Genomic DNA, 20,407 nt, shown 5'->3' on the forward strand with positions numbered 1-20,407 from the left:
CTCTGAAATGACCAGCGGATTAATGAAATACTTTGAAATAGGCTAAAGTGGGTTAACCAAGGTATAATACTCAGGGTTTTGTTGGCAGGTTGGTCCTATCGGTGAGAACGCTTATTTTCATTTTGTGCATGGCCGGTTATCTGCTGGTGTTGAGCTACCTTGGCGTGTTTGTCACTGATAAAATATGTGAAAAATCAGAAAACTATACCAAGGTCTGCCGTCTTGTCGATATCTCGGAACCCCATATCCCACGCTAAATCTCGGCCGTCAGCCTAAATAATCTGCGGTAATTAACGGTGTCAGCACCCCCGACAGAACGGCTAACGTAGCCCATTGTCGCCACCCTAAGCGCGCAAACCAATCTTGACGAAGAGGTGGCGTTGCAAGTTGACCCAGTACGATGGGGCCGGTGAGCAATACAGTCAGAAGAATAAAAACCAACCCTCGGCTCCAGATATTGAACTCGCTATGCATCACGTTGGCGTAATAAATCCGCATCAGAATATAATAGGCCAGCATCATCCAGGCAAAATTAGCGCGTTTTTTGAGCAGGTGGAAAAGCATGAACCCGATGAACAGGCTGTGGCATGCGGAGATCAGTGGAGCTTCGAAAGGGTGTCTGACGCAGACGTTGTATACCGCCAGGTAGATATTAAAGATCAGTAGGGCATACACGGTATATATATACCAGCCATAGATAACCTTCAGTTTTTTGGGGGTTGGCGAGATTGGGCAATATTCCGGTATCATTGGAGCCTCCTGAGCTGACTAGCGTTATAACATTCAAAAACTAAATGGAATTTAAACGCTAAACAGGCTTTATTTTACCCTCTGTCGGGAACTAATCAGGGCCTGTCAGGTCTGTTGAAACCATAAGATTTAGGGTGTTTCCCCATCGAAAAATAATGGCAACTTATTGATATGAAAGAGTATAAAAACGAACGTTTCACCATGTATCTGCTGATTGCCACGCTGGGGTTTTATTTCTTTCTGCCACCTATGGTGGTCGCTTTATTTTGTCAGTGGTTCAATCTCAATCCCTTTAATGTCATTCGTTTTTGGCATATTAATCCCTTTTCTGCCGAACGAGGAATACCCCTTTATCAAACCTTTATATACATACTCATTTTATGGGGGGCAGCGAATATTTTGCTTGGCGCTATCCTGCTGGTGGTGAGCCGTTTGCATAAATGGTTTATTAAACGACCACGCTGAGCGTTGTTGCCGCTGGATGAGCAAAAAGAGGTGGATTGAAACTCTGCACTAAAGGATAATGATAGTCGTTATCATTTATGAGTACCAGTCGAGAGGAAAAGGTTTGTCTCCTTATGCGCTCTTCCGAACTGGCACGACATTGCTTACATCTATTCCTGTTTACTTGCCAGCCTAGTGCTGGCTTTTTTATTGTTATCTTTCAATTGACTAATTCCCTATTCAGCCCATGGTTTATTTGCCGTGCAGATTGCTTTGCTTGCTTATAAAAAGGCATAGAGGCTTGAAAATTTTTATCGATAAAGATAATAATTATCATTAATATTTCACTTAATTTACATACAACACACCGATATAACCTCTGCACAGCGTGGTTAATCCGCGTTGATGACAGGGCCTTTGGGTGTCATTTAATGTTTTTTACTGGGGATTACAGGTATGCCGACGATTTTTCCTGTCAAACGGTCACGGGTTTTGTGTGCGTTTGCGATGTTCCTGCCGCTGGTGTCTTTCGCTGAAGATACTCTGGTTGTCACTGCTAAACCCGCGGATACGGCGGAAGCTGCGACGCACGGCTATCAAGCCACGACCAGCCAGGGGGCGACAAAAACCGATAAACCCTTGATCCTGACTGCACAGTCCGTTTCGGTGGTGACGCGCCAACAAATGACCGACCAGAATACTCAAACGGTTAATGATGCCCTGAAATATACACCTGGTGTTTTCACTAACTTCGCCGGTGGTGCAACGCGCTATGACACCATTGCGTTACGTGGTTTTCACGGTGGCGACGTTAATAACACCTTCCTTGATGGTCTGCGGTTATTGAGTGACGGCGGCACCTATAATGCCTTGCAGGTTGACCCCTGGTTCCTGGAACGCATCGACGTTATCAAAGGGCCTTCATCGGTCATGTACGGGCAAAGCATTCCGGGCGGGTTGGTCGCTTTGACCTCCAAGCGCCCCCAGTTTGCCACGGAAGGGCATGTTAACCTGATGGCAGGCAATAACAACACCCAGGGTGGCGCTTTCGATGTGACCGGCGCGCTGTCGGAACAGTGGGCTTATCGGCTGACCGGGATGACGCGCAGCAGCGAAACCATGTATGACCATCAACGTGAGGAACGCTATGCCATTTCACCGTCATTACTGTGGCAGCCGGATGAAAATACTTCGCTGCTGCTGAAAGCTTACCTGCAAAAAGATCCCTCAGGCGGTTATCACAGTGCGGTACCGGCAGATGGCAGCCTCTATTCCAGTTCCGGTGACAAGCTGGGGCGTGGCTTCTTTGATGGCGAGAGCAGCCGCAATGTGTTCAAACGTTGGGAACAGATTTACAGCTACGCTTTCTCGCACAGCTTTAACGACGTTTGGTCATTCCGCCAGAACGCCAGTTACACCCACTCCAATGTTGAATTACAGCAGGTGTACCAGATTGGCTGGAATGACGATCACAGCCTATTGAATCGCTATTACAGCGGTTCAGCCACTTCGCTGGATGCCTTCGCCGTTGATAACCAGTTGGAAGCCGATTTTGCGACCGGGTTGCTGGATCATAAGGTGATGCTGGGTTTGGATTACCAGCGCCTGCGTAATAATTTGTGGGATGAGTCGGCGGGAGCTTCACAGCTTAATCCTTACACCGGCGTGTCCGGCGGTGACGCATTAACCAACCTGACGCATACCGATTCCCGACGTCGTTATGAGCAGACCGGCGTTTATCTGCAGGATGAAATCAGCTTACAGAATTGGTATCTGAATCTGTCAGGGCGCTTCGACCGTATCGAATCTAAAAATACGGTGCTCAACACCGGCACCAGCGATGCCCGCACCGACGACAATTTCAGTGGCCGTGGCTCACTGTTGTACCGCTTCGATAACGGTTTCTCGCCTTACGTCAGTTATAGCACCGCAGTCACCCCGGAGGCATTGCCCGATCAAAACGGCCATATGCTGAAACCCAGCACCAGCGAGCAGTATGAGGTAGGCCTGAAGTACCAGCCACCAGGCAGTTCCTCGATATACAGCGTGGCGCTGTATGACCTGACGCAGAAAGACGTGGCTAACCGCGTGGTGCAGCAAAGCTATTACCTGCCGGCCGGCAAGGTGCATTCTCAGGGGGTTGAGCTGGAGGCCCGCAGCAAGATCACCGAACGCTTCGATCTGATCGCAGGCTATACCTACAATAAAGTGAAATTCAAAGATGCCATTGATGGCAACGACGGCAACACACCGTATCTCGCACCGAACCAAATGGCTTCACTGTGGGGCAAATATGCCACCGCATACGGTGTGGATCTTGGTGCTGGGGCGCGTTACATCGGCAAGCAATGGGCCGATAACGAAAATACGTTGAGGATCCCTTCCGTTACGCTGTTGGATGCCTCGGTGCGGATGAATTTGGACAGGGTGAATCCGTCGTTGAAAGGTGCCTATGTGCAACTGAATGTGAATAACCTGACCGACCGGAAATATGTCGCGGCCTGCTATGGGACCGGCTATTGCTACTGGGGCGCAGAACGCTCCGTGGTGGCGACGGTTGGGTACGATTTTTGATGTAAGAGGCGGTGCTATCGCCCCGTCAGCGTTTGACGGGGTGGTTTCTGCAGCGTCAGAACAAGGAGAACATCAACACTACCGGTAGGCTCAGGGGCCAGGTTAAACCAATCGTTAAGGCACTGAGAAAACGAATTTTTATGGTATCCCGGCTGACCAGGTAGGTGAAAATCATAGAAACTACCAAGCCAATCAAATAAAAGTATTGTGTTGCAACCCACAGCGACGACATGAAACCTTACCTAGTTGTATTGTTAAGTTACAAATTTTAAGGGCTTAACCCCACATAATCAATGCTTATTAATTGTTTCTTCAATTTAGGCAGGTATCAACACAATTGCTGTGGCTATACGCATTTTTCATGCCACGTTGAAGGCCGATTTGCTGGGTGAGATTTGAAAATGTTAAGCAGATATAATATGTTGGTGGCTTATGGAACAAAATGAGGCGCTATTATGAGTTTTTGGAGAATCGTATTTACCATCATCCTGCCACCGCTGGGCGTACTGCTGGATAAAGGTATAGGCGGCGCGTTTATCCTCAATATTATCCTCACCTTGTTTGGCTACTTCCCGGGGCTGATCCACGCATTCTGGATCCAGACGAAACAGTAGTCACCGTGGTTGTAAAACCTGGACGGCTATAGTGTGGCTTTGATAACCCTGGCATCAGTGCATGCCGGGGTTTTTTTATTCTCGCACGGCGTTAATGAATATTGAGGCTATAAACGAATAACCACGAAAAAAGCGTCGCTAGCAGGCTTACGATAAAAAGAATGGAGATCATTTCCTTCACGTAAAAATTCCCTATTGATATTGTTGAAAATACTTCTCTTTGTTTTTTCATGGGATTTTAGATCGTAATAGGTATAAATCCTAGTTTTAATCTTGTTGCACTGCCGAGCGCTACTCCTATGGCGACTGACATTTGGAGAATGGCGTGAGCTGGTGGGCGAATCAGAAGAGCTCCGATCTCGATTAACTATTCGTAGCTATTGCTGGAAACTCTTGATGTGAACTATATACAAGGGGGTATATAAAGACGTTTGGGCTTGAGCCAGAGGGTGCTGGAAGTGAACAGTGCGGACGCTCAAGTTTGGTGTAGCGTCTCCACGCGAAAGAAGGAATCTTGTAATGAAGGCAAAACCTACCGTAGTCCTGGTCCACGGATTTTGGGGCGGTGCAGCGCACTGGAGCAAAGTCATTACCGAATTATCGCACAAGGGATATCACTCGATTCACGCGGTTGAAATGCCGCTGACATCGCTGGCAGACGATGCTGAACGCACCCGCAAGATGGTGGCGCAGCAGCAGGGACCGGTGCTGTTGGTCGGCCATTCTTATGGTGGCGCGGTGCTCAGTGAAATGGGCAATCAACCCAACGTGGTGGGATTGGTGTATATCGCCGCCTTCGTACCGGACGCCGGCGAAAGCCCCGGAGGCATTACCCAGCAACATCCGCCAATTGCGGCGGCGAACCTGGCGCCGGACAGCGACGGCTATTTATGGATTAAGACAGACAAATTCCACGAAAGCTTCTGTCAGGATCTGCCTGCTGATGAGGCATTGGTGATGGCGGTAACGCAAAAGGCGCCGTTGGCCAGCACCTTCGGCAATACGATCGCTGAGCCAGCGTGGAAACACAAACCTTCCTGGTACCAAATCTCCAGCAATGACCGGATGATAGCCCCCGAAAACCAGCAGCGAATGTCTGCGCGTTTGAAGGCCAAAAAGGTGATTACGCTGGACGCCAGCCACGCTTCTCTTGCTTCGCATCCGAAAGAAATCGCCGCTTTGATAGATGAAGCTGCTAACGGCTTATAAGGCATTTCTATTAGATGGAGCCCCGTCCAACTTGCGGGGCTTTTTTATGCTGAAAAGTGGGGGCGGGGGCCGTGTTTGACTCGGCTGCAACCAATGGGACTAAATTGGTTTGCTGTGTTCAGCGGCGTGCATGGCCAGGTAGGTTTTAAGGTTGTTATCGCTAACCCCTAACATATCCAGGATCTCCGCCATAAAACTGACCGGTGCGCTACCGGGGGCGGTTACCACGCGCTGGTCGGCTACGGCGTAGGGCACATCCTGATAATGTTCAGCTCCACCGTAGTTAAGCTGCGATAAATTCTCAGCCGAATTGGAGGTGTGGCGAAGATGATCAAGTATGCCCGCCTGCGCCAAAACGCGGGTTCCATCGCAAATGCCGGCGATGACGATGTTTTTGCTATGGGCCTCCGCTACCATCCCAGCGATATCTGGGGCCTGATCGGTTCGCCATACCGTGCCTCCGCATAGGATCAACAGATCTGTCTCGCTCAGTTGGATAGCCTCGAGCGCCATATTGGGGGTCACATGCATGCCGCCGGAGGAAATGACAGGGGTGCCATTGGGGGAGGCAAAGAGAGTATCGAAACCGTAATAGCCGCGGCAAGTAGAGTTGATCAGGGCAGTTTCCCAATCAGAGAAATTATCGGTAAGAATGGTCACAATGCGCGTCATTGGCGGCGATTTCCTTGTGTGGCTGATAAAGGGCAGGAAGGTTTCGTCCTGCAGGCATGGCGAGTGTAATGGCAGCCACTGTCAGTTTCTGGCAGCAGGGATATCGGTGCCTCATATCGTTGAGAGGTTCTTTACGGCATAAAAAAATCCCGCGCAGCGGCGGGATTAAGGGATGATAGCGACAAACTGGATGTTGTTCTGGTTATGTGATGGTGTGTGTCTCCAGATGGCGACAGTAGCGCACCTGAATTTCAGCGACAAGCAGAAAATCTGTAATGATGCAGGTATCAGAATATCCTCAGAAAAAACGCTGGGTATCGGTTCGATGATAAAGCCAGCCGGAGGGGATAGGGTGAGGCTGTGGCTAATAGGGGATTGTTGAACCACTTCCTTGTGTGAGGGCGTCCTAACGTCGTTTCCGCTTGGCGTTGAAAGTACTTATTCGTCTTTGTCGCAAATACATGACAAAGGAAAATACGACAACTGCGATCAAAACGACGATGATTGCGAAGGGAAGTAATTCCATAGCATTCACCTGAGATGGCAATTTGGCTATTCATTAAATAGGAATATTCCTAATTCGCGCAATGGGTAAAAACGTAATTAGGAATTACCTCAGCGGATGATGCTCACTAACCACAAAAATAACGGGGAGCCGAAATTGATTTTTCGCCTGGCAACAGTAACGGATGCTAACCTATTGATTGACATTGATACCTTGGCATCACAGGACCCACGTCGCTATGCTCAGATCGGCGAGTGGTGCGAGGCTGGTGTCTGCCACGTAGCCGAAATTGAGGGCATGGTCGTGGCTTACGGCGTATTGCACTATCACTTTTACGACAGTGGATTTATAGAAATTCTTATGGTTGGTAACCTGATGAGGCGTAAAAAGGTGGGGTTAAAATTTATCGAATATTTTAAATCGATCTGCATGCGTCCAAAACTTTTTACCTCAACCAATAGCTCGAATTTACCGATGATAAAGCTACTGTCGAAGGCCGGATTTATTGAGAGTGGCCGTATTGATAACCTTGATGAGCAGGATCATGAAGTGGTTTTCTTTTTACCGGTAAAAAAACAGCCGGAAAACAGAGTTAACCGGCTGATTTAAAATGAATTTATGTGTAATTAAACAGTCTGCTTGTGGAAAAGTTCGCGGAATACCGGGTAAATATCGTCCGGTTCGCGGATGTGCTGCATGGCAAAGTTTTCGAATTTTACCTGCAGGTCCTCGTATTCGCGCCACAGCGTCTGGTGGGCGCGGCGGGTGATTTCAATGTAGCTGTAGTAGCGAACCATCGGCAGCAGCTTTTTCGCCAGCAGTTCGTGGCACAACGGTGAGTCATCGGCCCAGTTGTCGCCATCCGACGCCTGCGCGGCGTAGATGTTCCATTGCGCCGGATCGTAACGTTCCTCAACCACTTCATTCATCAGTTTCAGCGCGCTGGACACAATGGTGCCCCCAGTCTCCTGCGAGTAGAAGAACTCCTGCTCATCCACTTCCTTCGCTTGGGTATGGTGGCGTATATACACCACCTCGACGTTTTTATAGGTTCGGCTCAGGAACAGATAGAGCAGAATATAGAAACGCTTGGCCATGTCCTTGGTGGCCTGATCCATGGAGCCGGACACGTCCATCAGGCAGAACATTACCGCCTGGCTGGAGGGTTCCGGTCGGCGCTCATAGTTCTTATAGCGTAAATCAAAGGTGTCGATAAATGGCACGCTTTCGATTTTCTTTCTCAGTTCGGCAATTTCCTTGCGCAGTCGTTCCTCTTCCAGCAGTTGCACCGGCTCTGTGTTTTCCATCTGGGTGAGTTCGTCTTCCAACTCATGCAAAGCGCGGCGTTTCCCTGCGGTCATGGCAGTGCGGCGCGCCAGCGAGTTTTGCAACGAACGCACCACGCTGATATTGGCCGGTACGCCGTTGGCGGTGTAACCGGCCCGATGGGTTTTGTACTCGGTGAGCTGCTTATACTGATTCTTTTTCAGGTTCGGCAGCGCCAGATCTTCAAACAGCAGGTCGAGATACTCGTCCTTGGATATCTGGAAAACAAACTCGTCTTCGCCTTCACCATCCTGGCTGGCGTTACCCTGACCGCCGCCGCCACCGCCGCCACCCTGAGGGCGTTCGACGCGGTCATTTTGCACAAAGTGGTCATTGCCCGGATGAACGCGGTGGCGTGTGCCACCGCGACCCTGATGAAACATAGGTTCGTTGATATCGCCAGCGGGGATCGAGACGGACTCCCCACTGTCTACGTCGGTGACCGAACGCTTGTTGATGGCTTCGGCAATCGACTGTTTGATTTGCGACTTGTAGCGGCGCAAGAAGCGTTGGCGGTTAACCATGCTCTTGTTTTTGCCGTTAAGCCGTCGGTCAATGAAATAGGCCATACTTCCCCCAAACGACGTTGCCAACTTTCTATACTCGTTATACTTGCCGTTGCCTCTGTGTTGGTTGCGGTCACTTACCCGAATCACTTACCAGAGTAAGCTCATCGGGATAAGCGCTCTTGCCGCCTTGATGCAACGCCAATTATTTTGGGTATACGCCATCTCCATGACGCTAATTCTCATTAGACGTTACGAAGACTTTCTGACCCGCAGATACCATTCACACAGCAGACGAACCTGTTTGCGGGTGTAGCCTTTCTCCATCATACGGTCGACGAAGTCGTCGTGTTTTTTCTGCTCATCCGTTGAGGTTTTTGCGTTAAAGGAAATCACCGGCAGTAACTCTTCGGTGTTCGAGAACATTTTCTTCTCGATCACGGTACGCAGCTTCTCATAGCTGGTCCAGTTAGGGTTACGGCCACTATTGTTAGCACGGGCGCGCAGCACGAAGTTGACTATTTCGTTGCGGAAATCTTTCGGGTTGCTGATGCCGGCCGGTTTCTCGATTTTCTCCAGTTCAGCGTTCAGGGACTCGCGATCGAACAGCTGGCCGGTATCCGGATCACGGTACTCTTGATCCTGGATCCAGAAGTCTGCATAGGTCACGTAGCGGTCAAAAATGTTCTGACCGTATTCCGAGTAAGATTCCAGATAAGCCGTCTGGATCTCTTTGCCGATAAATTCGGCGTATTTCGGGATCAGATAGCCTTTCAGGTGCTCCAGGTATTTCTCTGCCAGATCTTGCGGGAATTGCTCACGTTCGATCTGCTGTTCCAACACATAGAACAGGTGAACCGGGTTAGCGGCGACCTCTGCGTGATCAAAGTTGAACACCCGCGACAGAATTTTAAACGCGAAGCGGGTAGACAGGCCGTTCATGCCTTCATCGACCCCGGCGTAGTCGCGGTATTCCTGGTACGACTTGGCTTTCGGATCGGTATCCTTCAGGCTTTCGCCGTCATAGACGCGCATCTTCGAGTAGATGCTGGAGTTTTCCGGTTCTTTCATGCGTGAGAGCACGGTAAAGCGCGCCAAGGTTTCCAGCGTGCCAGGGGCGCACGGCGCATGGGTCAGTTCGCTGTGATCCAGGAGTTTGTCGTAGATTTTGATCTCTTCCGAAACTCGCAGGCAGTAAGGCACCTTGACGATGTAAACGCGGTCGAGGAAGGCTTCGTTGTTTTTGTTATTACGGAAGGTCACCCATTCGGATTCGTTGGAGTGCGCCAGAATAATGCCGCTGAACGGCAGGGCAGAGATCCCTTCGGTACCGTTGTAGTTACCTTCCTGGGTGGCGGTCAGCAGAGGATGCAGCACCTTGATCGGCGCTTTGAACATCTCCACGAACTCCATAATCCCCTGGTTGGCACGGCACAGGGCGCCGGAATAACCATAGGCATCCGGATCGTTTTGCGCGTGGTTTTCCAGCTTGCGAATGTCGACCTTGCCGACCAGCGCGGAGATATCCTGGTTGTTCTCGTCACCCGGTTCCGTTTTTGCGATGGCGATCTGTTCCAGGATGGAAGGACGCACCTTGACCACTTTGAATTTGGTGATGTCGCCGCCAAATTCATGCAGGCGTTTTGCCGCCCAAGGGGACATGATGGTGCCGAGGTAACGATTTGGGATGTTATATTCTTTTTCCAGAATAGTGGCATCTTCCTGCGGATTGAACAGGCACAGCGGGTGGTCGTTTACCGGGCTGCGTTCGCCGTTGGCGCTCAGGGTATAAATGGGCACGCGTTGCATCAGCGCTTTCAGGCGTTCTGCCAGCGATGATTTACCGCCGCCGACGGGGCCCAACAGATAAAGAATTTGTTTCTTCTCTTCGAGGCCCTGGGCGGCATGTTTCAGGTAAGAGACTATCTGTTCGATAGCTTCTTCCATACCGTAGAACTCTTCGAATGCCGGATAGCGTGCGATCACGCGGTTGGAGAACAGGCGAGACATACGCGACTCAAGCGCGGTATCCACCATAACTGGTTCACCGATAGCCATGAGTAGACGTTCTGCCGCATTGGCATATGCACTGCGATCTTGCCGGCAGATGGTAAGAAATTCCTGCAGTGTGAACTCTTCGTCCTTGGCAGCTTCGTAGCGCTGGCGATAGTGGTCAAATATGTTCATGGCGATGCCCGTCCTTTCGTTATTAGCACAGGTTAAAGGGAGCTGATGATTGTGTTTTGGCCCCCGAAAGAAGAAGTTATCCTTGAGTACAGCAACCCGTATGCCAACTTGGTGCGCTTATTATCGCGAGTTGCGCTGTATTGCCACTGGGCTCAGGATTCATTCACCTTCTGATTTAAGCTTAGTTTGCATACCAGAAAATTTCCTGCGTGGTAAAAAGCTTTTTTTAAGTCATATCAATGACTCAGTTATGACAGGGATAGCCAAATGCCTTGTCTGGCGCGGCCTGCGGCAAAAAACGTCACTGTTCCGCCATGATTAATTCATATTTCTATTCTAAGTTATTCGATCTTGGTTGTTTTCTATTGTAAAGATTAGGCGCGTAACGACAATTTCACATAAACTAAGCCAGCTATTAACTCTGTTATTTATGGAAAAAGAACCAGTGAAGATTTTTCAACTCAAAACGCTAGCAATTATCGCTTCCGCAATGGTTTGTGCGCAAAGTGCTCAGGCTGGGACCTGGTCACTCGGTGCTTCCGCGCTGGTTAGCCCGGATCCGTATCGTGGCTATCAGGACCGCGTGTATCCGGTACCCGTCATCAACTATGAAGGGGATGACTTCTACTTCCGTACCCTGACCGCCGGTTATTACCTGTGGAAAGATCAGGAAAACCAACTGAGTCTGATGGGTTACTACTCACCGTTGGGCTACCGTCCGGGTGACAGTGACGACGATCGCATGAAGAAGTTGGACAAGCGTCGCGGCACGTTGATGGCCGGTCTGGCTTATACGCATAATGCTGATTGGGGCATCCTGCGTACCACCTTTACCGGTGATACCCTGGATTACAGCAACGGTATGATTGGTGACTTCGCCTATCTGTACAAGTTTGAGCTGGACGCCTTCACCTTGGTGCCGGGTGTGGGTGTGACGTGGAGCAGCAAAAACCAGAACAAATACTACTACGGCGTTAGCGATAACGAATCTCGCCGCAGCGGTCTGGACAGCTACACGCCAAGCGACAGCTGGGCACCTTACGTTGAGCTGAGCGCCAACTACAAGATCAACAAAGACTGGAATGCCTTCTTTATGGGGCGTTACATCAAACTGTCTGATGAAGTGAAAGACAGCCCGATGGTGGATAAATCTTACACCGGGGTGTTAATGACGGGTGTGAGCTACAGCTTCTAAAAAGCGAATGCACAAAAAAAGTGCAATGTAGGCATCATAAAGGGGCGCTGGCGCCCCTTTTGCACATCTGTAGTGCAATGATGCAGGGCGGCAGTTTTCACCGCCCCTGCTGCGATCACGCGTTCTTGCGGGTGCGGAAGGTCACTGCCAGCCGTGCGGGTTGTTCCCCTGCTGCGATCAGCGGTTTGCTGACGCGGCCGGTTTCCACGCAAACCATGGTTTTATACCCGTCGTTAGGCATGTCCGCCATGCTGCAAGAAAGCTCTACGCCAGGGTTCCAGGCAATCACATCACTCATGTGATGGTGATGAACCTCAATGGTGCGTTGGAGCGCCGCATCTTTGATCAGGCTAAAGGCCTCCGGCTGGGTATAAACCCGATCGGTCTGGCCGATGAAGGTCACGTCACCGGTCTGTTTGGCCTCTGCGCCTCCAGCGACTTTATCGATATAAGGCACGCCGAGGCCGGCTACCTTAACCTGTTCAATGTCCCCGATCTGGAAGTAGCTATGCAGCGCCGCAGTGGCCTGATAATCACCGTGAGACTCCAGCTCTATCTCACACTCTTCGCCTAGCTTGAAGCGGGCAATCAGCGTAAAGGCGTGTGGCCACAGGCTACGGGTTTGCTCATTATCTTTCAGCGTGAAGGTCAGAATGACGCCGTTGTCATCTTCATCATGCGCCGTCAGACTCCAGGGCTGATTGCGGGCGAAACCGTGTGAAGGTTTTGCCACCGGACCAAACCAGGGCCAGCAAATGGGGACGCCGCCGCGGATAGCATTGCCTTTTTTAAATGGCGTGTTGTTGCTCAGCCAAATGACCGGCTTTTCACCGCTGGGTTGCCAGGCCAATAGATGCGCGCCTTGCAGCGTGATAGCCGCACGCACTTTCGGGTGGGAAACCACCACCACGGGCAGTTCGTCGAGTTGCCGTTGGCTGATATAAGGAGAAATTTGCTGAGTAACGGGTAGGGTGAAAATTTTTTCGTTCATCGGTTGGCCTTTTGTTCGCCGTAGAAACAAAAAAAGGGCGACAAAAATGTCGCCCTCATCATCAGCTTGGCATCAATCCATTATTTGGAGATGTGAGCGATCAGATCCAGAACCTTGTTGGAGTAACCAGTTTCGTTATCGTACCAAGAAACCAGTTTCACGAAGGTGTCGCTCAGAGCGATACCGGCTTTGGCATCGAATACGGAAGTCAGAGTTTCGCCGTTGAAATCGGTAGAAACCACTTCGTCTTCGGTGTAGCCCAGCACGCCTTTCAGCTCGCCTTCAGATGCAGCTTTGATAGCAGCACAGATTTCTTTGTAAGAAGCAGGTTTAGCCAGACGAGCAGTCAGGTCAACCACAGAAACGTTCGGGGTAGGAACGCGGAACGCCATACCGGTCAGTTTGCCGTTCAGTTCTGGGATAACTTTACCTACTGCTTTAGCAGCACCGGTAGAAGAAGGGATGATGTTCTGAGATGCGCCGCGGCCGCCGCGCCAGTCTTTGTGAGACGGGCCATCAACGGTTTTCTGAGTTGCGGTAGTTGCATGCACGGTGGTCATCAGCGCTTCAACGATGCCGAACTTGTCGTTGATAACTTTAGCCAGTGGTGCCAGGCAGTTGGTGGTACAAGAAGCGTTAGAAACGATTTCCTGACCAGCGTAAGATTTGTGGTTCACACCCATAACGAACATTGGGGTGTCGTCTTTGGATGGGCCAGTCAGAACAACTTTCTTAGCGCCTGCAGCGATGTGTTTACGTGCAGTTTCGTCAGTCAGGAACAGGCCAGTTGCTTCTGCAACGACGTCAACGTTGACTTCGTTCCACTTCAGGTTAGCCGGATCTCTTTCTGAGGTACAACGGATGGTTTTGCCGTTAACAACCAGGTGGCCGTCTTTAACTTCTACAGTGCCGTTGAAGCGGCCGTGAGTAGAGTCATATTTCAGCATGTAAGCCATGTACTCTGCGTCTAACAGGTCGTTGATTGCAACGATTTCGATGTCAGAACGTTCTTGAGCAGCACGAAAAACAATGCGACCGATACGGCCAAAACCGTTGATACCTACTTTGATAGTCATATATTCCACCAGCTATTTGTTAGTGAATAAAAGGTTGCCTGTAAAATTACAAAAACCTTACCAAGCGTCAAGCGGAATCGTGTCAATACTTGCTGCAAATCAAACCTCGCAGCCTGGTTTGAGCGCTTATTGCACGTTCCGTTTGCGTTCGGCCTCATCCGTAATATGGGGTCAAACCGCCAAGTATAAAGTCAGTCCATATAAGATATGTGATCGGTATCACATATTGCCGCGACGTGACCTTTATGGGCTACAGTTTAGGCTAAAAAGCGCTGCAGTGTTGTTAATTTTTTGTTATTATTACTCATTGTTTTCGTTGACATTATCCACATTCAGAGAAACGCACAAATGGCTAAAGAGACAACCCCTGACCATCCGGCCACGGAACTGAATGAAATCCAACGTTATGTGACTCAGGAACGTGGTACCGAGGCGCCGTATTCCGGCAAATTGCTGCACAACAAACGCGAGGGCGTGTACCATTGCCTGTGCTGCAACCACCCGCTGTTCTACTCAGACAGCAAGTACGACTCCGGCTGCGGTTGGCCGAGCTTCTATCAGCCGGTATCCGACGATGCTATTCGTTATCTTGATGATAATTCACATAATATGCATCGCGTTGAGATCCGCTGTGGTCACTGTGACGCGCATTTGGGCCACGTCTTCCCCGACGGCCCGCAGCCAACCGGCGAACGTTTTTGCGTTAATTCGGCGTCGCTCAGTTTTACCGACGGTGAGAACGGTGAGAAAACGGCTGGCTAGAGCTAGTGCGTTGTTAGAAAAATCGATTCAGCAAATTATTCTTGCACGAGTAAGGAAAGGCCCTGATGGATGTGAAAGACCTGATTGCCGCCATGACGCCGGAAATCTATCAACGGCTGGTATTAGCCGTTGAGCTGGGCAAGTGGCCGGATGGCGTAGCCCTGACTCCGGAACAGAAAGAAAACAGCCTGCAGGCGGTCATGCTGTGGCAGTCGTTGCACAATGCCGATCCGCAACACATGAGTATCGGCACCGACGGTCAGATTGTGATGAAGAGCAAGCAAGAGCTGAAACAGCAGTTTATCGCTGAACCCTTGGCTAAGCTGAAACCGCAGTAAATCGAATAACGGGGCGATAGTGACATCGCCCCGTGGGTTTAGCCTTTCCCGCCGTTGATCCCCAGCGATTCCGCCAGTTGATGCGCGAGCCGGTTATTGTCGTCTGCGCCATATTCCCAGAACATCGCGCCCCCTAATCCCTTACTTTTGATGTAATCAGCCTTCAGCTCAACCGAGCGCGGGTTCTCGTACGAAATGGCGAATAAAGGTTTGCCCTCGGCGGATTTCATCGTCAGATAGGGAACCTGGGCATCGCTGTCCCAATGGGCGCTGAAGCGCCGCTGTGGATCGTTTAACAGCTTGCTGACGATATCGTTATATTTGAAGTAGCTGTCCTTGGTCAGATCCAACCCCAGTGATTTGAAGACGGCGGTTTCGCGCGCGGTGAAATAGGGTTGGGTGACAGGTTTTTTCTCTGCGTCGGCTTTGTCCCAGTCGATGCCGGGCTCAGTGGCGCGTTTGGGTACCCGACCATAAAAACCGATGCCCAGATTTAACTGCGCCGGTTTAAGTCCAGCGGCCAAATAGTTATCCACGACAAAATTGGCGCTGTAGCGATCGGCCGCCGCGACGGTCGGCCACTGTTTGGAATCATACAGATTGGAGTTGAAATACTGAGTGCCGTACGCCATGTCGTAGGTCATCAGGTTGATGTAATCGAGGTAGGGCGCAATACCTTTGACGTCCACCCATTCCTGCGGACTTTTGACGTTGGCACCCACGGCGATGGTCAGCAATTTATTTTTATTCAGGGCGCTATGCAGTTCTTTCAGCAGCACGGTGAAGTTGGCCCGGTCCGCCGGTTGGCTTTCGACCAGCCCCCAGGCGCCGTTAACCGGGTACTCCCAGTCGAGATCGATGCCGTCCAGTTGGTACTGCTGGATGACGTCCAGCACCGAACGGATAAATACAGTCCGGCTCTCTGGCGTTGCCGCCGCACCAGAAAAACCGCGAGCACCCCAACCGCCGACGGACAGCAGCACTTTCAACTCCGGATTCTGTTTACGCAATACCGGCAGCAGCTTCAGATCGGCCATCACTTTAGGTGACAGATAAATCTGGTGCAGGCGAGCCGGGTCTTTCAGCGCAGGATTGGATTCGTCTTTCTCATCGTTGTAGATCAGGCCGAAGGAGTAATTGAGGTGGGTAATTTGCGTGACGTCCAGCTTGTTGATGTCACCGCCTGGACCGGCGGTAACGTCACCCCCGCCGTTGAAATAACCGACGGAGAGGTAAGAGGCGGCATGCGCCATGCCGGCACCAGCCATACCAAACTGAACCGCGACCAGCAAAGGCAGCAGTTTACGGGTGAAAACCATGTTATCTCCTTTGGTCGGCAAGGCCGACCCGAAACCGCCTCAGGCGGTAACATAAAGCCGGGCTCAATGGGCCCCGGATGCGTATAACTGATTGATGCCAAGGCATCAGCGGTCATAACAGCAAATGTGCTGCACGCGAACAAGATGTCATCACAGGAGAATGGTCGGAATGTGAGCGATGTCGAGATTTGTCGGTGGGGGAATGGGCGGGTGCCATCAGCACCCGACGCATTATCGTTCGATGAATTGTGACAGGGTAACGAGTTTTGCACCAGCCTGCTGCATGGCCTGAAGGGCTTCCTGACTGTCACCAGGTTGCAAATTAACGCCGCGACAGCCGTCGGTAATTACCGAGGTCTGGTACCCCAGCGCGAGAGCATCCAGGACGCTGAATTTGACGCAGTAGTCGGTTGCCAGCCCCATCACGGCCAAATGGCTCACGTCATGAGCTTTCAACCAGCGGTCCAACTCGGTGCGTGAGCGATGCCCGTTGTCGAAGAAGGCGCTGTAGCTGTCGATATCCGTATTTTGACCTTTACGGAATACGGCGACGATATCCCGGTGGTTTAATTGCGGATGAAGCTCGGCACCTGGGCTTTCCTGTACGCAGTGCACCGGCCACCACACCTGCGGCAACCCCTCCAGTTCGCCCAGCGTACCCGCCTGCGCGTTGGCGTTGACCGCAAAGCTACGGTGATTGGCAGGATGCCAGTCCTGGCTGGCGACCACAGGCTCGCCCCGCTCGTTGCAGGCCTCTATTGCCCGATTGGCTACGGCGATCACGGCATCGCCGTCTGTCACCGCCAGTGCGCCGCCGGGGCAAAAATCGTTTTGCAAATCGATTAGCAGCAGGGCTGTTTTCATCGCGACTCCGTCTTGGGGTTAGGGTTAACCACTGATGCTTAGTTCACCGCGCAAGTCTTGCTGCATCTGGCTGCGGATTTGCTCCGGCGTCAGCGGTTGGCTCAGCAAATAATGCAGCTTGGTCAAGGCGGCTTCCACCGTCATGTCGAAACCGCTGATGACCCCGGCATGGGCCAGCGCGTTACCGGTGGCGTAGCCTTCCATATTCACCCGACCGGAGATGCACTGGGTCAGGTTCACGACCACAATGCCGCGTTCGGAAGCGTCGCGCAATTCATCAACCAGCTCCGCTTTCTGCGGTGCGTTGCCCACGCCGTAAGAGCGCAGGATCAAGGCTTTCACCGGTTGCAGCAAAAAGTTGCGGACTACCGCGCCGGAGATCCCTGGGTAAATTGTCACCACACCGATCGGCTGCGGGGTAATGTCATGCACTTTCAGCTCACCGTTGCAGACCGGGCTGTCGATACCGTTCTGGCGACGGATATGGATCCCCGCTTCCAGCAGCGGCGGCAGGTTAGGCGAGGCAAAGGCGTCGAAACCGTCAGCGTGCGCCTTGGTGGTACGGTTGCCGCGGAACAGTTTGTTGTTGAAGAACAGACTGACTTCATTCACCGGATGGTTGGCGGCCAGGTACAGCGCGTTCAGCAGGTTGGTTTGACCGTCGGAACGCAGTTCAGCCAGAGGGATTTGCGAACCGGTGACGATCACCGGCTTGGCCAGGTTTTCCAGCATGAACGACAGGGCCGAAGCGGTGAAGGCCATGGTGTCGGTACCGTGCAGGATCACGAAGCCATCATAGAGGTGGTAATTCTTTTTGATGTCGTCGGCGATATGCTGCCAGTCTTCCGGCGTCATATCGGAGGAATCGATCAGCGGCGCATATTCATGAATGGTGAAGTCCGGCATCTCCGGCCGGTGAAACTCAGGCATCAAGGCCAGTTGGCGCTGCAGGTGACCGGACACCGGGATGTAGCCGTGATCGGAGCGTTGCATGCCGATGGTACCGCCGGTATAAGCGACGTAAATCGATTTCTTTTGCATGGTCATTGTTTTAACAGAAATATGATGGGCTGAATTATAGGGGGATAAGCGCAGAAAAAAAGCCCGGCGGGTGCCGGGCTGAGGATTAATTTGTTAGCGGACTTCTCCGCAGGTCAAACATATGGCATAGCGGTTTTGCGGATCGTTCAGGTTGTTGAACAAACCCGGCTGTTCTTTCACCGCCATGGCTACCGACGCCAGCGGCGCAGGCAGCATTGACTGAATGGCTGCCGGCAGCATGGCGTGAATAGACACGCCAAACTGGCTGAGTACCATGTCGGTCAGGCTTGGCGTATCGACAAACCAGTTAAGCTGCCATTGTTTCAACTGCGCCAGTTCGGCCGCTTTTTTCACCGCGTCGTCAAAATCGCCCAACTGATCGACCAGACCGTTGGTTTTGGCATCGCTGCCCAACCACACGTGCCCCTGAGCAATTTGGTCAACCTGCTGCGGCGTCATTTTGCGGGCCTTGGCGACCAGATCGATAAAGTTTTGATAACCTTTCTCGATGTTCAACTGCATCATCTGCGAGAACTCTGGTGGCAGCGCCTTGGTCACCGCCAGATCCGCCAGCGGCGAGGTGGCCACACCGTCGGTATGGACGCCAATGCTGTCCAGCGTCTGCTCATAGGTGTTGATCACCCCGAAGATGCCGATAGAGCCGGTAAGGGTGCTCGGGCTGGCGATGATGTAGTCCGCCGGCGTAGAGACCCAATAACCGCCCGATGCCGCCATACCGCCCATGGAAACCACCACTGGTTTTCCGGCGGCGCGTACTGCGGCCAGTTCGGAGCGGATCACTTCAGAGGCGCTGACGCTGCCCCCAGGGCTGTTAACCCGGAAGATAACCGCTTTGATCGCCGGATCCAGTCGTGCCTGACGCAGTTCCGCGGCGGTGGTGTCACCCCCAACGGTGCCTGGCGTCTGCGGGCCGTCCATGATCGCGCCGTTGGCGAAGATCACGGCAATTTTGCCTCCCTGATCTGGCGCCGCTTTTGGCTGATAGTCATAGATGCTGGTGGCGTTGAAATCGTTCGCCTGCTTGTCCCAACCGAAAGTCTTGATCAGTTGGTTCTCAATGACGGTGCGGGAAGCCAGCTCATCCACCAGTTTATTGTCCAGCGCGTACTTGGCGGTATCGCCACCGGCGGCCTGCAAGCCGGTCAATACGCCCGCCGCACCGGGGAACAGTTGCTGCGCGGTGATCTGACGGTTGGCGGCTACCGTATCCAGGTAGTGCTGCCACAGCCCGCCAATCCAGCGGCTGTCGGCCTCACGGGCGGCCGGTGACATATCGTCACGGATCAGCGGTTCTACCGCAGATTTATAGGTGCCCACGCGGAAGATATTGGTGGTGACCTTGAGTTTCTCCAACAGGGATTTGTAGTAAAGATTGTTGGTGGCGAAACCGTGCAGATCGACGGCGCCCTGTGGCGACAGATAAACCTTGTTGGCGTAGCTGGCCAGATAGTATTGCGTCTGGTTATAGCTGTCGCCAATGGCGAAAATCGGTTTCCCGCTGTCGCGGAATTCCCGCAGCGCCTTGCCCATGTATTGCAGCGAAGGTTGATCGGCGCCGGCAAAATCATTTAACTGCAATACCATGCCGGTAATGTTTTTGTCGTCTTTGGCTTTGCGGATGCTGTCAACCACGTCAAACAGGGAGTTTTCCTGCAAACGGTTACTGGACGCACCCAGCAGTTCACGGCCCCATTGGCGCACTTTGTTGTTCATCGAGGGTTGGTCAACGACCACGCCGCTCAAGTCCACCAGTAACGCACCGCGAGTAGGCACGGCAGGGGTGGTTGCGCTCTGGAATGAAAGATAGATGCCAACCCCAACCAGGATCAGCAACACCAGGAACAGATTAAGGATAAGTTCCCTGATAAAGTTCAGCAGACGCCATGTCCACCTGAAAACGCCGGCAATGATTTGCCACAATGTGCGCATGTGCTCTCCAGCAAGAGTCGAGAATGTTCCGCTATCCTAATGAGCGGCCGAGGAAATGTCAGCTTTAAATCGTGTGTCACAGAG

At 51.9% G+C, this 20,407-nt stretch carries 21 protein-coding genes; 10 read left to right on the top strand and 11 right to left on the bottom strand.

Annotation, left to right across the window (positions count from 1 at the left end; all coding sequences use genetic code 11):
• Positions 1-101 precede the first annotated feature (101 nt).
• Positions 102-257 carry a hypothetical protein gene (locus tag AAZT04_RS10430; RefSeq protein ID WP_434679946.1) on the top strand — a complete coding sequence of 52 codons (156 nt, stop codon included), beginning with the start codon at positions 102-104 and terminating at the stop codon, positions 255-257.
• 10 nt (positions 258-267) lie between these two features.
• Here the strand turns inward: AAZT04_RS10430 and AAZT04_RS10435 are convergent, their stop codons facing one another.
• On the bottom strand, positions 268-750 hold the full coding sequence (locus AAZT04_RS10435; protein WP_434679948.1) for a hypothetical protein: 483 nt from the start codon (positions 748-750) through the stop codon (positions 268-270).
• A 171-nt stretch (positions 751-921) separates the two neighbouring features.
• Between AAZT04_RS10435 and AAZT04_RS10440 the strand changes: the two genes are divergently transcribed.
• Positions 922-1,215 (top strand): hypothetical protein, encoded by a 294-nt coding sequence (locus AAZT04_RS10440; protein ID WP_048760090.1) that lies wholly within the window; start codon positions 922-924, stop codon positions 1,213-1,215.
• 435 nt (positions 1,216-1,650) lie between these two features.
• Positions 1,651-3,768 (top strand): TonB-dependent siderophore receptor, encoded by a 2,118-nt coding sequence (locus AAZT04_RS10445; RefSeq protein ID WP_434679950.1) that lies wholly within the window; start codon positions 1,651-1,653, stop codon positions 3,766-3,768.
• Between the two features lie 55 nt (positions 3,769-3,823).
• Here the strand turns inward: AAZT04_RS10445 and AAZT04_RS10450 are convergent, their stop codons facing one another.
• Positions 3,824-4,000 carry a GhoT/OrtT family toxin gene (locus AAZT04_RS10450; protein WP_020827221.1) on the bottom strand — a complete coding sequence of 59 codons (177 nt, stop codon included), beginning with the start codon at positions 3,998-4,000 and terminating at the stop codon, positions 3,824-3,826.
• Between the two features lie 223 nt (positions 4,001-4,223).
• Between AAZT04_RS10450 and AAZT04_RS10455 the strand changes: the two genes are divergently transcribed.
• Complete coding sequence (locus AAZT04_RS10455; protein WP_020827220.1) at positions 4,224-4,382, top strand: YqaE/Pmp3 family membrane protein; 159 nt, start codon at positions 4,224-4,226, stop codon at positions 4,380-4,382.
• 519 nt (positions 4,383-4,901) lie between these two features.
• Positions 4,902-5,591: an alpha/beta hydrolase gene (locus AAZT04_RS10460; protein ID WP_434679954.1), complete on the top strand. Its 690-nt coding sequence runs from the start codon at positions 4,902-4,904 to the stop codon at positions 5,589-5,591.
• A 99-nt stretch (positions 5,592-5,690) separates the two neighbouring features.
• Here AAZT04_RS10460 and AAZT04_RS10465 read toward each other — a convergent pair whose 3' ends face one another.
• A complete protein-coding gene (locus AAZT04_RS10465; protein WP_434679956.1) occupies positions 5,691-6,263 on the bottom strand; it encodes a type 1 glutamine amidotransferase family protein in 573 nt (190 codons plus the stop codon).
• Positions 6,264-6,885: 622 nt separating this feature from the next.
• Here AAZT04_RS10465 and AAZT04_RS10470 point away from each other — a divergent pair.
• Entirely contained in the window at positions 6,886-7,377 is a 492-nt protein-coding gene (locus AAZT04_RS10470; RefSeq protein ID WP_242498794.1) for a GNAT family N-acetyltransferase, read from the top strand.
• A gap of 17 nt (positions 7,378-7,394) precedes the next feature.
• Here the strand turns inward: AAZT04_RS10470 and AAZT04_RS10475 are convergent, their stop codons facing one another.
• Together AAZT04_RS10475 and yeaG are read right to left on the bottom strand one after the other, a co-directional pair.
• On the bottom strand, positions 7,395-8,663 hold the full coding sequence (locus tag AAZT04_RS10475) for a YeaH/YhbH family protein (protein ID WP_434679958.1): 1,269 nt from the start codon (positions 8,661-8,663) through the stop codon (positions 7,395-7,397).
• A gap of 189 nt (positions 8,664-8,852) precedes the next feature.
• Complete coding sequence (yeaG, locus tag AAZT04_RS10480) at positions 8,853-10,787, bottom strand: protein kinase YeaG (RefSeq protein WP_020827214.1); 1,935 nt, start codon at positions 10,785-10,787, stop codon at positions 8,853-8,855.
• 82 nt (positions 10,788-10,869) lie between these two features.
• Here yeaG and AAZT04_RS10485 point away from each other — a divergent pair, with 82 nt between their 5' ends.
• Together AAZT04_RS10485 and AAZT04_RS10490 are read left to right on the top strand one after the other, a co-directional pair.
• Entirely contained in the window at positions 10,870-11,109 is a 240-nt protein-coding gene (locus tag AAZT04_RS10485) for a hypothetical protein (RefSeq protein WP_128864695.1), read from the top strand.
• Positions 11,110-11,217: 108 nt separating this feature from the next.
• Positions 11,218-11,982: a MipA/OmpV family protein gene (locus AAZT04_RS10490; protein WP_020827213.1), complete on the top strand. Its 765-nt coding sequence runs from the start codon at positions 11,218-11,220 to the stop codon at positions 11,980-11,982.
• Between the two features lie 115 nt (positions 11,983-12,097).
• Here the strand turns inward: AAZT04_RS10490 and AAZT04_RS10495 are convergent, their stop codons facing one another.
• On the bottom strand, positions 12,098-12,973 hold the full coding sequence (locus AAZT04_RS10495) for a D-hexose-6-phosphate mutarotase (RefSeq protein ID WP_048760076.1): 876 nt from the start codon (positions 12,971-12,973) through the stop codon (positions 12,098-12,100).
• Between the two features lie 80 nt (positions 12,974-13,053).
• Entirely contained in the window at positions 13,054-14,049 is a 996-nt protein-coding gene (gapA, locus tag AAZT04_RS10500; RefSeq protein WP_012145453.1) for a glyceraldehyde-3-phosphate dehydrogenase, read from the bottom strand.
• A 348-nt stretch (positions 14,050-14,397) separates the two neighbouring features.
• Here gapA and msrB point away from each other — a divergent pair, with 348 nt between their 5' ends.
• Positions 14,398-14,811 carry a peptide-methionine (R)-S-oxide reductase MsrB gene (gene msrB, locus AAZT04_RS10505; RefSeq protein ID WP_020827211.1) on the top strand — a complete coding sequence of 138 codons (414 nt, stop codon included), beginning with the start codon at positions 14,398-14,400 and terminating at the stop codon, positions 14,809-14,811.
• Positions 14,812-14,876: 65 nt separating this feature from the next.
• Positions 14,877-15,149: a YeaC family protein gene (locus AAZT04_RS10510; protein WP_020827210.1), complete on the top strand. Its 273-nt coding sequence runs from the start codon at positions 14,877-14,879 to the stop codon at positions 15,147-15,149.
• A 38-nt stretch (positions 15,150-15,187) separates the two neighbouring features.
• Here the strand turns inward: AAZT04_RS10510 and AAZT04_RS10515 are convergent, their stop codons facing one another.
• The 4 genes from AAZT04_RS10515 to sppA all read right to left on the bottom strand — a co-directional run bounded on the left by AAZT04_RS10515 (position 15,188) and on the right by sppA (position 20,323).
• Positions 15,188-16,468: a glycoside hydrolase family 18 protein gene (locus tag AAZT04_RS10515; RefSeq protein WP_129940714.1), complete on the bottom strand. Its 1,281-nt coding sequence runs from the start codon at positions 16,466-16,468 to the stop codon at positions 15,188-15,190.
• A gap of 231 nt (positions 16,469-16,699) precedes the next feature.
• Positions 16,700-17,332: a bifunctional nicotinamidase/pyrazinamidase gene (gene pncA / locus AAZT04_RS10520; protein WP_434679963.1), complete on the bottom strand. Its 633-nt coding sequence runs from the start codon at positions 17,330-17,332 to the stop codon at positions 16,700-16,702.
• A 24-nt stretch (positions 17,333-17,356) separates the two neighbouring features.
• Entirely contained in the window at positions 17,357-18,373 is a 1,017-nt protein-coding gene (gene ansA / locus AAZT04_RS10525) for an asparaginase (protein ID WP_041415430.1), read from the bottom strand.
• 93 nt (positions 18,374-18,466) lie between these two features.
• Positions 18,467-20,323 (bottom strand): signal peptide peptidase SppA, encoded by a 1,857-nt coding sequence (gene sppA / locus AAZT04_RS10530; protein ID WP_434679965.1) that lies wholly within the window; start codon positions 20,321-20,323, stop codon positions 18,467-18,469.
• Positions 20,324-20,407: the final 84 nt, after the last annotated feature.

This window comes from Serratia sp. Je.1.23.a, from assembly GCF_051129805.1.
Taxonomy (GTDB): domain Bacteria; phylum Pseudomonadota; class Gammaproteobacteria; order Enterobacterales; family Enterobacteriaceae; genus Serratia; species Serratia liquefaciens.

Coding starts and splice junctions, on each gene's coding strand:
- AAZT04_RS10435 (WP_434679948.1), bottom strand. CDS start 750: ATGATACCGGAATATTGCCCAATCTCGCCAACCCCCAAAAAACTGAAG.
- AAZT04_RS10440 (WP_048760090.1), top strand. CDS start 922: ATGAAAGAGTATAAAAACGAACGTTTCACCATGTATCTGCTGATTGCC.
- AAZT04_RS10445 (WP_434679950.1), top strand. CDS start 1,651: ATGCCGACGATTTTTCCTGTCAAACGGTCACGGGTTTTGTGTGCGTTT.
- AAZT04_RS10450 (WP_020827221.1), bottom strand. CDS start 4,000: ATGTCGTCGCTGTGGGTTGCAACACAATACTTTTATTTGATTGGCTTG.
- AAZT04_RS10455 (WP_020827220.1), top strand. CDS start 4,224: ATGAGTTTTTGGAGAATCGTATTTACCATCATCCTGCCACCGCTGGGC.
- AAZT04_RS10460 (WP_434679954.1), top strand. CDS start 4,902: ATGAAGGCAAAACCTACCGTAGTCCTGGTCCACGGATTTTGGGGCGGT.
- AAZT04_RS10465 (WP_434679956.1), bottom strand. CDS start 6,263: ATGACGCGCATTGTGACCATTCTTACCGATAATTTCTCTGATTGGGAA.
- AAZT04_RS10470 (WP_242498794.1), top strand. CDS start 6,886: ATGATGCTCACTAACCACAAAAATAACGGGGAGCCGAAATTGATTTTT.
- AAZT04_RS10475 (WP_434679958.1), bottom strand. CDS start 8,663: ATGGCCTATTTCATTGACCGACGGCTTAACGGCAAAAACAAGAGCATG.
- yeaG (WP_020827214.1), bottom strand. CDS start 10,787: ATGAACATATTTGACCACTATCGCCAGCGCTACGAAGCTGCCAAGGAC.
- AAZT04_RS10490 (WP_020827213.1), top strand. CDS start 11,218: ATGGAAAAAGAACCAGTGAAGATTTTTCAACTCAAAACGCTAGCAATT.
- AAZT04_RS10495 (WP_048760076.1), bottom strand. CDS start 12,973: ATGAACGAAAAAATTTTCACCCTACCCGTTACTCAGCAAATTTCTCCT.
- gapA (WP_012145453.1), bottom strand. CDS start 14,049: ATGACTATCAAAGTAGGTATCAACGGTTTTGGCCGTATCGGTCGCATT.
- msrB (WP_020827211.1), top strand. CDS start 14,398: ATGGCTAAAGAGACAACCCCTGACCATCCGGCCACGGAACTGAATGAA.
- AAZT04_RS10510 (WP_020827210.1), top strand. CDS start 14,877: ATGGATGTGAAAGACCTGATTGCCGCCATGACGCCGGAAATCTATCAA.
- AAZT04_RS10515 (WP_129940714.1), bottom strand. CDS start 16,468: ATGGTTTTCACCCGTAAACTGCTGCCTTTGCTGGTCGCGGTTCAGTTT.
- pncA (WP_434679963.1), bottom strand. CDS start 17,332: ATGAAAACAGCCCTGCTGCTAATCGATTTGCAAAACGATTTTTGCCCC.
- ansA (WP_041415430.1), bottom strand. CDS start 18,373: ATGCAAAAGAAATCGATTTACGTCGCTTATACCGGCGGTACCATCGGC.
- sppA (WP_434679965.1), bottom strand. CDS start 20,323: ATGCGCACATTGTGGCAAATCATTGCCGGCGTTTTCAGGTGGACATGG.